Below are 13,483 nucleotides of genomic sequence, written 5' to 3' on the forward strand. Positions count from 1 at the left end.
TTGACCGGCCGCCGTGCGGCCAAGGATCGCGCTCGACGCGTGGTCAGCCGAGGCGGATGGGCACGAACAGGCGCGCGTCGCCGCGCTGGATCAGCAGCGCGAAGCGGTTGCCGGCGCGGTCGAGCAACTGGCGGAATTCCTCCACCGTGCGTACCGGCTGGTTGTTCAGCGCGAGGATCACGTCGCCCTGCTGCAGGCCGGCGCGCGCGGCCGGGCCGCTGGCCCGCTCGACCACCAGGCCGCCGGCCACGCCGAGCTGGCTCGCCTCGCGGGGGTTCAGCGCGCGCGCCGCCAGCCCCAGGCGGCTGCCGGCGCTTTCGCCGGCAGCCGGCTCCGCCGCGGCCAGCGGCTCGCTGCTCATCTCGCCCAGCACCGCGGTGACGTCGCGCGTCTTGCCGTCGCGCCACAAGCGCAGGCGCACCTTGGTGCCGGGGCGCTTGTCGCCGATGATGCGCGGCAGGTCGGCCGAATCGGCCACTTCGGCGCCGTCCACGCCGAGCACCACGTCGCCCGCGCGGATGCCGGCCTTCTCCGCCGGGCTGCCCGGTTCGACGCTGGACACCAGCGCGCCGGCGGCCTTCTCCATGCCGAAGGATTCGGCCAGCTCGCCGCTGACGCCCTGGATGGTCACGCCCAGCCTGCCGCGCTGTACGCGGCCGAACTCGACCAACTGGTCCTTGACGTTCATCGCCACGTCGATGGGAATGGCGAAGGAGATGCCCATGAAGCCGCCGGAGCGGGAGTAGATCTGCGAGTTGATGCCGACCACCTCGCCCGCCAGGTTGAACAGCGGGCCGCCCGAATTGCCGGGGTTGATGGCCACGTCGGTCTGGATGAAGGGCACGTAGTTCTCGTCCGGCAGGCGGCGCGCCTTGGCGGAGATGATGCCGGCCGTGACCGTGTTGTCGAAGCCGAAGGGGGAGCCCACGGCCACCACCCATTCGCCCACGCGGGTGCGCTCCGGGTCGCCGATCTTCACCGTCGGCAGCCCGGTGGCGTCGATCTTGAGCAGGGCGACGTCGGTGCGCGGGTCGGTGCCGACCACCTTGGCCTTGAACTCGCGCTTGTCGATCAGGCGCACGGTGACCTCGGTTTCGCCCTCGCCCACGACGTGGGCGTTGGTCAGCACGTAGCCGTCGGCGCTGACGATGAAGCCGGAGCCGATGCCGCGGCTGATGCGCGGGCCGCTGCCGGGCATTCCCGGCATGCTTGGCACGCCCGGCAGCGGAATGCCGAAGCGGCGCAGGAAGTCGTAGAACGGGTCGTCGGCGAAGGGGCTGCCGTCGGCGATCGCCGGGGCCTGCTGGACCACGCTGATATTGACCACGGCGGCACCGACCTCTTCGACCAGGTCGCCGAAGTCGGGCAGGCCGTAGCGGCTGGGCGATGCGCCTACTGCGGGCGCGGGGGCGCTGGCGTGGGAGGACGATACCGTGAAGCCTTCGGGCAGGCAGGCGGCGAGAGTCAGGGCCAGGGTGCTGGCAACGATCAGGTTTCGCATCGTCATGGGGCTTCCGCGTTGAAAAAAGGACAGGGCTGTGGACGCGCAATCGCGCGCGCCGTTCCCCAGGCGGGGAAACTGGGGCCGATGCGCGCTGTTTCAAGCCTTGTCGTTCCCCTGCCGGGGCCGGTTCAGAAGCTCGCGCGTACGCTCAGGTGGACCTGCCGCCCGATTTCGTTGGCGGGGCGCTGCGTGCCGTGGAGGAACTGCAGCGGCCGGTGCGCCAACTCCTGGTGGCGGCCGAAGAGGTTGATGCCGGACAGGCGCAGTTCGACTGGTACGCCGCCCAGGCGGGTGCTGCGTGCGACGCTGAAATCCACCGTGGTATAGGCCGGCACGCGGTAGCGGAACTCGCGCACGTAGCCCGAGCCGGCGTCGATGGGCCCCATGCGCAGTACGCTCAGCGAACCCTGCCACAGGCCGAGGCGCTGCAGCAGCGTGAGCCCGGCGGTGTAGGGGGCCACGCTGTCGCGCACGCTGCGGTCGTTGCTGGAGACCCGGATCAGGCTGTGGTTGAAGATCAGCTCGCCGTCCCGCCACGGGTGCAGGTTCAGGCGGTACTCCAAGCCGTTCAGGCGCACCGTCCCGTCGAAGTTCTCCCAGCGCGTCGAGCCCAGCACCTGCTGCACCACCGGCGGGCTGGCCAGCGGCAGGCCGGTCACGTCTACCGGACGGCGCTGAACCAGATCGCGGATGCGCTCGTGGAAGAGGCGCAGGTCCAGCGTGCCGGCGGCCACCGGCAGCACGCCGAGATAGCCGACCTCGAAGGCATCGATGCGCTGCGGCTGGATGTCCGGGTTGGGAAGGTGGCGGTAGTTGAGCACCTGGCCCTCGTGCACGATGCGCACGTCGGCCTCGCGTTCGAACAGGGAGGGCTGGCGCCAGGCGCGCGACCAGCCGATGCGCACGGTCTGCGTCGCCTGCGGCTGCCAGTTCAGGAACAGGCGCGGGGCGAGGCGGGTGCGGTCGGCGTCGATGCGTTCGGCCATGGCGCCGGCGTTGACCAGCCACCGGGGCGCCAGGCGCCACTCCAGGTTGCCGAACAGGCGCCACTCGTGCTGGCTCTGGGCGCCTTTGCCATAGAACAGGTAAGGTGCGTCCAGCCAGTCGCGCCGCCATTCGGCGCCCCACAGCAGTTGTGTGGCGGCGCCGGCTCGGAAGCGGTGCTGCAGTTCCACGTTGTCGCGCCGGCTGTCGCGGTCGTTGTCCACGGGAATGCGCTTGGCATCGAGCAGGTAGTCGCGGACGGCGGGCGGCAGGGCTCCCTCGATGGTCTCGATATTGCGGCTCGAATCCACGAACCAGTCGTCGCGCGTGCGTTCGCGGTTGTGATAGTAGGCCAGCGACCACTCCTCGTCCGGCGCCGGGGTGTGGCGCCAGCGCAGGTGCAGGCTGCGGTCCAGGTGGCGCGCGGTGCGCGTGGCGCTGCTGTCGAACAGCACGCCGGAGTAGCCCATGTCGCGCTCACCCTCGCTGAGCCCGGCCAGCAGCGTGAGTTCGTCGCGCTCGCCCAGGCGCAGGTCGCCGCGCAGGTTGAGCACGCGGATGTCGCGCCCGTCGTGCATGTCCGGCATGCCGTCGTCGCGCTGGCGCTGCGCGGTCAGGCGCAGGCCGAGGGGTCCGTGCTGCATCACCGCGCGTGCGGTCACATCGGCGATGCCGCGGTTGCCCGCGTTCACCTGTACCGAGCTGCCGGACTCCGCCGCGGTGTGGCGGGTGATGATGTTGACCACGCCGAGGAAGGCGTTGGAGCCGTAGGCCGCTGAATCGGAGCCGCGCACCACCTCGATGCGCTCGATGTCCGCCAGCGCGACCGGCAGCGCGCCCCAGTCCGCGCCGCCGAAGAAGTAGGGCGAATAGATCGAGCGGCCGTCCACCAGCACCTGCATCTGGTTGGGGTAGTCGGAGCCCAGGCCGTGGTAGGTCACCCACTGGTCGTTGCCGCGTTCCTGGCCGACCTGCATGCCGGGCACCAGGCGCAGCAGGCGGGCGAGGTCGCGGTAGCCGGTGGCGGCGATCAGTTCGGCGTCGATGACGGTGGCCGCGCCCGGGGTGTCCTGCACCGGCTGGGGCAGGCGCGAGACGGTGAGCACCACCGGCAGCGCCTCGAAGAAGGATGCTTCGTCCCCCACCTCGGCACCCGCACCCGCGATCCCCGCGATGGCGGCCAGACCGAGTCCGCAGAGTGCACGGAGAGGTTCCCGTAGAAGCATGCCGTTGTCGTTTTCGTGGTCGGTGCGAATGTGTCCGTTATAAGCCGTTCGTCCCATCTGCGGCTCGTTCCGGAGTATATCGCCTTGCGCGCATGTACGCAGATCGGCGCCCGCGGGGTAACATCCGTCATCCGCAACAACAGACGCGCCCCGGCGTGGCAGGATTTGCCATGACGCTAACCGATCTCCGCTATCTCGTCGCGCTGGCCCGCGAACGCCATTTCGGCCGGGCGGCGGAAAAGTGCCACGTGAGCCAGCCGACCCTGTCGGTGGCGATCAAGAAGGTCGAGGAAGAGCTCGGCGTGCAGCTCTTCGAGCGCAGCGCCACCGAAGTGAAGATCACCGAGACCGGGCGGCGCATCGTCGCCCAGGCCGAGAAGGTGCTGGTGGAGGCCACCCAGATCCACGAGATCGCCGCCGCCGGCAAGGATCCGCTGTCCGGCCCGCTGCGCGTCGGCGTGATCTACACCATCGGCCCCTACCTGCTGCCGCGCCTGATCCCGCGCGTGCACCAGATCGCGCCGCGCATGCCGCTGATCATCCACGAGAACTACACCGCCCGCCTGGCCGACGCGCTCAAGCGCGGGGAACTGGACGTGATCATCATCTCGCTGCCCTTCGACGAGCCGGGCGTGGTGGCGCAGCCGGTATACGAGGAACCCTTCCGCGTGCTGCTGCCCAGCAGCCATCCGTGGACGGAGAAGTCGCACATCGACGCCGGGCAGCTCGCCGACGACCAGTTGCTGCTGCTCGGTGCCGGCAACTGCTTCCGCGAGCAGGTGCTGGAGGTCTGTCCGCAGTGCCGCAACGTGGGCGGCCTGCAGCGCACGCTGGAGGGCAGCTCGCTGGAGACCATCCGCCACATGGTGGCCACCGGCCTGGGCGTGACCGTGCTGCCCAGCTCGGCGGCCGACGAGCTGGAGGGGCAGAATCCCCTCGTCGCGGTGCGTCCGTTCACCGCACCGGAGCCCGCGCGCCGGGTGGCGCTGGCCTGGCGCGTGACCTACCCGCGCAGCGGCGCGATCGACGTGCTGCGCACCGCCATCTTCGAATGCGGCCTGCCTGGTGCGCGCCCGATCGGGCGCGCACCGCTGCCGGAACCCGCCTGAACGGGCGGGCAGCTAGAATAACCATCATGCCGCGATGGGTTTTCACGATGATGCCCATGCCGAGATTCAATTGGCTGGCGGCGCATGGATTGAATACGATGCAGCCATAAAGCATGCAGGTGTCCGGCACGGTGCCGGATGCCGTCGCGACAACGCCAACCGACCGTACAAGGAGAACGACCATGGACATCGACATCGGTATCAACAAGAAGGACCGCGCCAAGATCGCCGACGGCCTGTCGCGCCTGCTGGCCGACAGCTACACGCTCTACCTCACCACCCACAACTTCCACTGGAACGTCACCGGGCCGATGTTCAACACCCTGCACCTGATGTTCGAGGCGCAGTACAACGAACTGGCGCTGGCGGTCGATCTGGTGGCCGAGCGCATCCGCGCGCTGGGCTTCCCGGCGCCGGGCACCTACAAGGCCTTCCAGAAGCTCGCCAGCCTGCAGGAGCCGGAAGGCGTGCCGAGCGCGGAAGACATGATCCGCATCCTGGTGCAGGGCCAGGAAGCGGTGGTCAAGACCGCGCGCAGCGTCGCCCCGCTGGCCGACAAGGTGAGCGACGAGCCGACCCTGGACCTGCTGACCCAGCGCATGCAGGTGCACGAGAAGAACGCCTGGATGCTGCGCAGCCTGCTCGAAGCCTGAGCACGGCCGGCAGAAAGGACGACGGGCCCGCAAGGGCCCGTTTGTCTTGGTGCCGCGAGAGCGTCACCCCCCCTTGGCCGCGCGTTTCTTCGCCGCCGGTTTGTCGGCCGCGCCGGCCTTGGGCGCCCGCGGGGCTTTCGCCTCGAACTCGAAGCCGACCTTGCCGTCCGCGCCGCGCACCAGGAAGGCCGAGAACTTGCGCCGTGTGCGCGCCGAGACGAAGCCCTTGAGCAGCTCGGTCTTGCCGTCGGCGAGCAGCTTCGCCATCTGCTCACGCTCGATGGGCTGCTGCAGGATCACCTTGCCGGAACGGAAGTCGCAGGACTTCTGCGCCCCCACCGACTTCTCGCACACGTAGGCCATGCCGTGCTCGAACACCCGGCCGCCGCACTTGGGGCAGGCGCCGAGGGGCTGCTGGGCGGAGAAATCCACCTCCTCCCCGCCGTCCTCGTCCCTGGGCTGGCCGAAGTCGAAGGTGGGCTGCTTGTCCCCGTTGAGCACGATCTCGGCGTTGAACAGCCGCCCCATCTTGTTGCGGAAGCCGGTCAGCGGGCCGACCCGGCCTTCGCGCAGCAGGGTTTCGATCTCCTCGTACTCGAACTGGCGCCCGGCGACGATCTTCCAGGTGCTCCAGTCGCAGGCCTGGCAGGCGAACTTCTTGTAGTTCTCCCTGACCACCCCGCCGCATTTCGGGCACGGCGTCTTCAGGGTCACGAAGTCGCCCGGCACGGTGTCGGACTCGAAGCGCTTGGCGCGCTCCACCACCTCCCGCGCCATCTCGGCGATCTCGCCCATGAAGGCCTCGCGCGACAGCTCGCCGCGTTCCATGCGCGCGAGCTTGTACTCCCAGCCGCCGGTCAGTTCCGGCGAGGTCAGGGCATTGACGCCCAGGCCCTTCAACAGCGTGATCAGCGAGAAGGCCTTGGCGCTGGGGATCAGCTCGCGCCCCTCCCGGTGCAGGTACTGCTCGGTGATCAGCCCTTCGATGATCTGCGCGCGGGTGGCCGGCGTGCCCAGGCCGCGTTCGGCCATGGCGGCGCGCAGCTCCTCGTCGTCCACCATCTTGCCGGCGCCTTCCATGGCGGAGAGCAGCGTGGCTTCGTTGAAGCGCGCCGGCGGCTTGGTGACCAGGGACTTCAGGGCGATCTCCTCGGCGCACACCGTCTCGCCGGCCTGGATCGGCACCAATTGCGGGCTGCCGCCCTCGTCCTCGTCCACCGCCGCGGCCTTGCCGTAGATGGTCAGCCAGCCCGGACTCACCAGCACCTTGCCCTCGGTCTTGAAGGCCTCGTTCTCGATGCGCGTGATGCGGGTGGTGATGCGGTACTCGGCGGCCGGGTAGAACACCGCCAGGAAGCGGCGTGTGACCAGGTCGTAGATCTTCTGCTCCGCTTCCGACAGGTGCTTGGGCAGCGTGCCGGTGGGGATGATGGCGAAGTGGTCGGAAATCTTGGCGTTGTTGAAGATGCGCTTGTTGGGCCGCACCCAGCCCTGTTTGGCGATCTCGCCGGCGAAGGGGGTGTATTCCTCGGGCAGGGTGCGCAGCACGTCCTTGACCGTGGCCAGGTAGTCCTCGGGCAGCGCGCGGGCGTCGGTCCGCGGATAGGTCAGCACCTTGTGCTTCTCGTACAGGGCCTGGGCGATCTGTAGCGTGACCCGGGCGGAGAAGCCGAAGCGGCCGTTGGCCTCGCGCTGCAGGCTGGTGAGGTCGAAGAGCAGCGGCGAGAGCTGGGTGGAGGGCTTGGCCTCCTCGCTCACCGTGCCCTGTTTGCCCTCGCACTTGGTGCGGATGGCCTCGGCCTTGCTCTTGTCCCACAGGCGGAAGGCGGTGGCGTGCTCGTCGCCCTCGGGCTTCCTGAAGTTCTCGTCGAACCAGCGCCCCGGATAGTGGCCGGCGGCGCAGGCGAAGTCGGCCTCCAGCTCCCAGTAGTCGCGCGGCTTGAACTTGCGGATGCGCTCCTCGCGCTCCACCACGATGGCCAGCGTGGGCGTCTGCACGCGGCCCACGGTGGTGAGGTGGAAGCCGCCGGTCTTGGAGTTGAAGGCGGTCATGGCGCGGGTGCCGTTGATGCCGATCAGCCAGTCGCTCTCGGCGCGGCAGATGGCCGCCGAGCGCAGGCCCTCCACCTCCTGGGCGGCGCGCAGGTGGGCGAAGCCGTCGCGGATGGCCTGGGCCGTCATGGACTGCAGCCACAGGCGGCGCACCGGCTTGTCGGTCTTGGCGTGCTGCACGATGTAGTTGAAGATCAGCTCACCCTCGCGCCCCGCGTCGCAGGCGTTGACCAGGCCGTCCACGTCCTTGCGCTTGATCAGCCGGGTGAGCAGCTTGAGGCGGTCGTCGGTCTTTTCCACCGGCTTGAGGGCGAAGCGCGGCGGGATCACCGGCAGGTGGGCGAAGGTCCATTTGCCGCGCTTGACCTCGTATTCGTCCGGCACCACCAGTTCCAGCAGGTGGCCCACGGCCGAGGAGAGCACGTATTGGTCGGACTCGTAATGGTCCTTTTCCTTGGTGAAACCGCCCAGCGCGCGGGCGATGTCCGCCGCGACCGAGGGTTTTTCCGCGATGATCAGTTGCTTGCTCATGCCGTGGGGGAGTGGGTCGGGCGTGCCGGAAGGCAATGCCGACGGGTGGATGTGGAGCGGCGGATGATAAGCAGCCGGCCGTGACGCGCGCAAGCGGCGTTACGGCGAAGGGGGTTATTGCAGGGCAAGAACGTCTTCGTCCTCGCCGTTGAGCAGTTCGTCCAGAATCAGGCTGTCCAGCGGCTGCTCCTGTTGCCACAGCACCATCAATACGATGACCTTGAGGCGGTGGAGGTTGACGTTGAAGCGCTCCAGCGCCAGCGCGCGTTCGATGATCAGCTCGCGGGTGGTGGCGTCGAGCACGCCGGCGTTTTCCAGGAAAGCGATGAAGCCGCGGCATTCGGCGTTCAGACGGGCCATCTCGACGTCGGCGTAGATGCGCACCGAATCGCTGCGCGGCGAGATCTCGGGCCACGCCGCGTGGGCCATCTCGCGCAGGCCGGAGAGCCATTCGAGCGCTTCGGAGATCTCGTCGTCCTCGAAGCCGGCGGCCGACAGCTTGCGGGCGAGCTGCTCGGCGGCCGGACAGGCCCCGGCATGGACGTAGCTCTCGAAGAGGTAGACCAGAATATCGAACACGATGACCTCCTGCTGGGCGGCGGCGGGCGAGGGATGCTGCGGTACGGCGGACGCGGACCCGGCGGGCGGTGCGCTGCCGGCGGGGTTCAGCGGCGCTGGAACCGGCCCCCCGGCAAGCGGGCGACACGGCCGTCCAGTTCCATGGGGAGCAGGATGGCGTACAGCGCATCCACCGTCAAGCCGGTGCGTTCGGCCAGCGTGTCCAGGTCCACCGGGTCGTGGCCCAGGTGCGCGAGCAGGCCTTCGGCCTCGTCCGGGAGGGCCGTCTGCGCGGCGGGCGGGTTCGGGGCGGGTGCCGCCGGGCCGCCCCAGCGCAGCTCTTCGAGGATGTCGGCGGCCGTCTCCACCAGCTTGGCGCCGTCGCGGATCAGGCGATGGCAGCCGCGTGCCAGCGGCGAATGGATGGAGCCGGGAATGGCGAACACCTCGCGCCCGCTCTCGGCGGCCAGGCGGGCGGTGATCAGCGATCCGCTGCCCAGCGCCGCCTCGACCACCAGCACGCCGCGCGCCAGGCCGGCGATGAGGCGGTTGCGGCGCGGGAAGTTGTGCGGCAGCGGCGGAGTGCCGAGGGGGAATTCGCTGAGGATCAGCCCCCGTTCGGCGATGCTGCGCGCCAGGGCCTGGTTGCGTGCCGGGTAGATGCGGTCGGCGCCGGTGCCGATCACGGCGATGGTCCCGCCCCCGTCGGCGTCCAGCGCGCCGCGGTGGGCGGCCGCATCGATGCCCAGGGCCAGCCCGCTGACGATGGCGAAGCCCTGTTCGGCGAGATTGCGGGCGAAGGCGCGTGCGTTGTCCTGGCCCTGCGGCGTGGCCGAACGCGCGCCGACGATGGCGAGCGCGGGCCGTTCCAGCAGGGTGAGGTCGCCCTTGGCGTAGAGCAGCACCGGCGGGTCCGGCGCGTCGTAGAGGGCTTGGGGGTAGCCGGCGTCGGCCAGGGTGAGGACGTGGTTGCCCGGTTCTTCCGCCCAGGCCAGCGCCGTGTCGATGGCAGCCTGGTCGGGCGGGGCGAGCACGGCGTCGGCCGTCTCACGGCCGACCACCGCGACCAGGGCGCCGCGCCCGGCGGCGAACACCGATTCGGGCAGGCCGAAGGCGGCGAGCAGGCGGCGCTGGCGTTCCGGCCCGATGCCGGCCGCCAGCGTCAGCCGCAGCCAGGCGGCGAGATCCTGCGGCGGCCGCGGCAACTCAGGGCTTGCGCACGCCGTCGCCCACGGTGACCTGGCCGTCGGTATGCATCACCAGCGCGTAGGCGACGCGGTCGAAGACGCGGAACACGAAGGCCAGGCCGTAGCGCTGCTGCGGCAGGGCGAAGGTCTCGCGCTCGTACTTCACGCTGCCGCGGTTGCGCCACAGCGCCAGCACGTGGCCGCTTTCCAGGCCTTCGCGCTCGCCCACGTTGAGGATCACCACGCTGTGGGTGCCGGCCACTTCGACGCCCCGGTGGATGGCGATGATGCGGCCGTCGATCTCCGAGTCCGGCGCGTGCGGCACGTAGGAGAACACGGCGGGCCGATCACTGGGCAGCGCCAGGTCGCCCGCGCCGATTTCCTCCAGCGCGCTGGCCAGCCGCAACGTGGCCGGCGTGCCGTGTTCGGTGACACGGGCGGAGCCCAGGTGTACCGCCTCGTAGCCGAGCACTTCCTTGGTGAGCGGGTCGGTCAGCGGGCGGGACTTGCGATAGACCTGCCAGTTGTCCTTGCCGGGCTGCACGTTCTTGGCGAACACGGTGTCGTTGCCGCCGGCGAACACGCGCTCGCCGTCGACGGCGATGATGGTGGCCGATCCGGCAATGGCCTTGTCGTCGACCACCAGCGGGGCGACGAGGAAAGGTTCGATGACGTCCAGCGGGATGCTGGGGATGGGTTGCTCGGCGGATTCCGAATACACCTGCGGATAGAGCTTCTGGTCGCCGAGCCGCCGGCCGATGGAAAGCCAGGGGCCGTTGCGGTCGAGGAAGATGACCTGGCCCGGATAGATCAGGTGCGGGTTGCTGATCTGCTCCCGGTTCAGCCGCCACACTTCCGGCCAGCGCCACGGCTGCTTGAGGAAGCGCCCGGAGATGTCCCACAGGGTGTCGCCGCGCACGACGGTGTAGGTATCGGGGGCGTCGTCGGCGATTTCGACGGGCTGCTGCGCCGCCGCGGTACCGCTGAGCAGGGTCGCAACGCTGAGCAGGAGAGGGAATATAATGCGGATCATCGCTCGCTTCCGGTTGGTGCGGGCCGGGGCAGACCGGTCCGGAACGCAATGAGCCGGACGGGAGTCGAAGCGGCAGATTCCGGCGCCGTTGCGACCCGCATGCCCGGCCCAGCACGTGGGCATGTCAAAACGCTTGAAATTCTGCACGTAATGTCTTCACCCGGCAAGCATTTATGGCTCTACTACCCATTCTCCGCTATCCCGATCCCCGCCTGCACACCCGCGCCGCCCCCGTTGCCGTGGTGGACGACCACATCCGCAAGCTGGTGCGCGACATGGCCGAAACCATGTACGAGGCACCCGGCATCGGACTCGCGGCGACCCAGGTGAATGTGCACAAGCGGGTGGTGGTGATCGACGTGACCGAAGACAAGTCCGCGCTGATGGCCTTCATCAACCCGGAGATCGTCGAACGCGCGGGCGAGCAGGTGTGCGAGGAAGGCTGCCTGTCCGTGCCCGGCGTCTACGAGAAGGTGACGCGCGCCGAACGCGTCAAAGTGCGTGCCCTCGATGCCGACGGCAAACCCTTCGAGCTGGAGGCGGAAGGCCTGCTCGCGGTGTGTGTCCAGCACGAAATCGATCACCTGGACGGGAAGGTGTTCGTGGAATACCTGTCGCCGCTCAAGCTCAACCGCATCAAGGCCAAGCTGGTCAAGAAGGCGCGCATCACCGCCTGACTCGCCGGTGCCGCCCGGCGCCGACGTTTCCCCGACGAGACTCCCCATGTCCGAACTCAAGCTTGCCTTCGCCGGCACGCCCGAATTCGCCGCCTGCGCGCTGCGGGCCATCCTCGACGCCGGCTTCCGCGTCGCGCTGGTGCTCACCCAGCCCGACCGCCCCGCCGGGCGCGGCATGAAGCTCACCCCCAGCCCGGTCAAGCAGGTGGCGCTGGAGCACGGCATTCCGGTGGACCAGCCCGAGCGCCTGCGCACCCCCGAGCAGCGCGCGGCCCTGGCGGCGGCGGCGCCGGACGTGCTGGTGGTGGCCGCCTACGGCCTGCTGCTGCCGCCCGAGGTGCTGGCCCTGCCGCGCCTGGGCTGCATCAACATCCACGCCTCGCTCCTGCCGCGCTGGCGGGGTGCGGCGCCCATCCACCGCGCCATCGAGGCCGGCGATGCCGAGACCGGCATCACCATCATGCAGATGGACGAAGGCCTGGACACCGGTCCCATGCTGCTGGCGAAGCGCATCCCCATCCTGCCCGGGGACACCACCGGCAGCCTGCACGACCGTCTCGCCGTCCTCGGCGCCGGGCTGGGGGTGGAGGCCCTGCGGCGCCTGCCGGACGGCCTGCCGGCCACGCCGCAGCCGGCGGAAGGGGTGACCTACGCCGCCAAGATCGCCAAGGCCGAGGCCGCGCTCGACTGGCGCCGCCCCGCCGTCGAACTGGCGCGGGCGGTGCGTGCCTTCGATCCGTTTCCGGGCGCCCACGGCACGCTGCGCGATACCGGCGTCAAGGTCTGGCGTGCGGAGGTCGTGGACGGCCCGGGCCTGCCGGGCGAGGTGCTGGCCGCCGGCGCGGACGGCATCGTGGTGGCCTGCGGCGCGGACGCGCTGCGCCTCGCCGAGCTGCAGCGCGCGGGCAGCAAGCGCATGGCGGCGCGGGAATTTCTCGCCGGTTTTCCGGTCTCTGTGGGCGACCGCTTCGCACTCGCAGCGGATTGAAAACCCCCGTTCCGGCCCCAAATGAACGGGACGCTCACCGGAAACAAGGAAAGGAAGGACACACGCACATGTACGGCAACTGGATGAAGACCTCCATCCTCATGGCGGGGATCGTGGCCCTGTTCGGCGCGGTCGGCGCGATGATCGGCGGCCAGCAGGGCATGCTGATCGCGCTGCTGTTCGGCGGCGCCACCAACTTGTGGGCCTACTGGTTCTCCGACAAGATGGTGCTGAAGATGTACAACGCGCGCCAGGTGGACGCCACCACCTCGCCGTATCTGTACAACATGGTGCGCGAGCTGGCCCACCGGGCCAACCTGCCCATGCCCAAGGTGTACATCATCGACGAGGCCCAGCCCAACGCCTTCGCCACCGGGCGCAACCCCGAGAACGCCGCGGTGGCGGCCACCACCGGCATCCTGCGCATGCTCTCCGAGCGCGAACTGCGCGGCGTGATGGCCCACGAGCTGGCCCACGTGAAGCACCGGGACATCCTCATCTCCACCATGTCCGCCACCGTGGCCGGCGCCATCTCCATGCTGGCCCAGTTCGGCATGTTCTTCGGCGGGCGCGACGGCGAGAACCGCCCGCATCCGGCGCTGCAGATTCTGGTCATGCTGCTCGCTCCGCTGGCGGCGATGATCATCCAGATGGCCATCTCGCGCACCCGCGAGTTCGGTGCCGACCGGGGCGGTGCGGAGATCTCCGGCGACCCGGAGGCGCTCGCCAGCGCGCTCGCCAAGATCGAGGCCTACGCCAAGGGCATCCCCATGCACACCGCCGAGGAACACCCGGAGACCGCGCAGATGATGATCATGAACCCGCTCTCCGGCGGCGGCCTGCGCAGCCTGTTCTCCACCCACCCCTCCACCCAGGAGCGCATCGCCCGGCTGCGCGCGCTGGCGCGCTGAGCGGGCGGCGGGCCGTTCGGCGGCCCTGCCCGAGCAGTCGTTTCGCGTGCGGCTGTACCGAGCAGGCGGG

The 13,483-nt window shown here is 69.7% G+C and carries 11 protein-coding genes; 5 read left to right on the plus strand and 6 right to left on the minus strand.

The genetic code is table 11. The features are described from left to right. Nucleotides 1–43: 43 nt before the first annotated feature. Both E6O51_RS07885 and E6O51_RS07890 read right to left on the minus strand, forming a co-directional pair. Nucleotides 44–1,501, minus strand: a complete 1,458-nt coding sequence (locus E6O51_RS07885) for a DegQ family serine endoprotease (protein ID WP_136384614.1) — start codon at nucleotides 1,499–1,501, stop codon at nucleotides 44–46. Between the two features lie 131 nt (nucleotides 1,502–1,632). Next, complete coding sequence (locus tag E6O51_RS07890) at nucleotides 1,633–3,633, minus strand: TonB-dependent receptor plug domain-containing protein (RefSeq protein ID WP_230976731.1); 2,001 nt, start codon at nucleotides 3,631–3,633, stop codon at nucleotides 1,633–1,635. A gap of 251 nt (nucleotides 3,634–3,884) precedes the next feature. On the opposite strand from E6O51_RS07890, the gene E6O51_RS07895 reads away from it, so the two are divergent. Together E6O51_RS07895 and E6O51_RS07900 are read left to right on the plus strand one after the other, a co-directional pair. Then, nucleotides 3,885–4,823 (plus strand): hydrogen peroxide-inducible genes activator, encoded by a 939-nt coding sequence (locus tag E6O51_RS07895; RefSeq protein ID WP_136384435.1) that lies wholly within the window; start codon nucleotides 3,885–3,887, stop codon nucleotides 4,821–4,823. Between the two features lie 182 nt (nucleotides 4,824–5,005). After that, nucleotides 5,006–5,476: a Dps family protein gene (locus E6O51_RS07900; protein ID WP_136384436.1), complete on the plus strand. Its 471-nt coding sequence runs from the start codon at nucleotides 5,006–5,008 to the stop codon at nucleotides 5,474–5,476. A 63-nt stretch (nucleotides 5,477–5,539) separates the two neighbouring features. Here the strand turns inward: E6O51_RS07900 and E6O51_RS07905 are convergent, their stop codons facing one another. The 4 genes from E6O51_RS07905 to E6O51_RS07920 all read right to left on the minus strand — a co-directional run bounded on the left by E6O51_RS07905 (nucleotide 5,540) and on the right by E6O51_RS07920 (nucleotide 10,837). Next, on the minus strand, nucleotides 5,540–8,059 hold the full coding sequence (locus E6O51_RS07905) for a DNA topoisomerase III (RefSeq protein ID WP_136384437.1): 2,520 nt from the start codon (nucleotides 8,057–8,059) through the stop codon (nucleotides 5,540–5,542). A 114-nt stretch (nucleotides 8,060–8,173) separates the two neighbouring features. Next, nucleotides 8,174–8,638, minus strand: coding sequence for a DUF494 family protein (locus E6O51_RS07910; protein WP_136384438.1), 465 nt, complete (start codon nucleotides 8,636–8,638; stop codon nucleotides 8,174–8,176). Nucleotides 8,639–8,724: 86 nt separating this feature from the next. Next, nucleotides 8,725–9,822 carry a DNA-processing protein DprA gene (dprA, locus tag E6O51_RS07915; RefSeq protein ID WP_136384439.1) on the minus strand — a complete coding sequence of 366 codons (1,098 nt, stop codon included), beginning with the start codon at nucleotides 9,820–9,822 and terminating at the stop codon, nucleotides 8,725–8,727. A gap of 1 nt (nucleotide 9,823) precedes the next feature. After that, nucleotides 9,824–10,837: a LysM peptidoglycan-binding domain-containing protein gene (locus tag E6O51_RS07920; protein ID WP_136384440.1), complete on the minus strand. Its 1,014-nt coding sequence runs from the start codon at nucleotides 10,835–10,837 to the stop codon at nucleotides 9,824–9,826. Between the two features lie 173 nt (nucleotides 10,838–11,010). On the opposite strand from E6O51_RS07920, the gene def reads away from it, so the two are divergent. The 3 genes from def (at nucleotide 11,011) to htpX (ending at nucleotide 13,413) form a co-directional block, all read left to right on the plus strand. Next, nucleotides 11,011–11,514: a peptide deformylase gene (def, locus tag E6O51_RS07925; protein ID WP_136384441.1), complete on the plus strand. Its 504-nt coding sequence runs from the start codon at nucleotides 11,011–11,013 to the stop codon at nucleotides 11,512–11,514. 46 nt (nucleotides 11,515–11,560) lie between these two features. After that, on the plus strand, nucleotides 11,561–12,502 hold the full coding sequence (fmt, locus tag E6O51_RS07930) for a methionyl-tRNA formyltransferase (RefSeq protein ID WP_136384442.1): 942 nt from the start codon (nucleotides 11,561–11,563) through the stop codon (nucleotides 12,500–12,502). A gap of 68 nt (nucleotides 12,503–12,570) precedes the next feature. After that, entirely contained in the window at nucleotides 12,571–13,413 is an 843-nt protein-coding gene (htpX, locus tag E6O51_RS07935; RefSeq protein WP_136384443.1) for a zinc metalloprotease HtpX, read from the plus strand. The last annotated feature ends 70 nt before the right edge of the window (nucleotides 13,414–13,483 follow it).

This window comes from Pseudothauera rhizosphaerae, from assembly GCF_004801305.1.
Classification (GTDB): Bacteria; Pseudomonadota; Gammaproteobacteria; order Burkholderiales; family Rhodocyclaceae; genus Pseudothauera; species Pseudothauera rhizosphaerae.

What these genes read in the sequence shown, in the direction of transcription:
- E6O51_RS07885 (WP_136384614.1), bottom strand. Translation starts at nt 1,501, where the DNA reads ATGCGAAACCTGATCGTTGCCAGCACCCTGGCCCTGACTCTCGCCGCC.
- E6O51_RS07895 (WP_136384435.1), top strand. Translation starts at nt 3,885, where the DNA reads ATGACGCTAACCGATCTCCGCTATCTCGTCGCGCTGGCCCGCGAACGC.
- E6O51_RS07900 (WP_136384436.1), top strand. Translation starts at nt 5,006, where the DNA reads ATGGACATCGACATCGGTATCAACAAGAAGGACCGCGCCAAGATCGCC.
- E6O51_RS07905 (WP_136384437.1), bottom strand. Translation starts at nt 8,059, where the DNA reads ATGAGCAAGCAACTGATCATCGCGGAAAAACCCTCGGTCGCGGCGGAC.
- E6O51_RS07920 (WP_136384440.1), bottom strand. Translation starts at nt 10,837, where the DNA reads ATGATCCGCATTATATTCCCTCTCCTGCTCAGCGTTGCGACCCTGCTC.
- def (WP_136384441.1), top strand. Translation starts at nt 11,011, where the DNA reads ATGGCTCTACTACCCATTCTCCGCTATCCCGATCCCCGCCTGCACACC.
- fmt (WP_136384442.1), top strand. Translation starts at nt 11,561, where the DNA reads ATGTCCGAACTCAAGCTTGCCTTCGCCGGCACGCCCGAATTCGCCGCC.
- htpX (WP_136384443.1), top strand. Translation starts at nt 12,571, where the DNA reads ATGTACGGCAACTGGATGAAGACCTCCATCCTCATGGCGGGGATCGTG.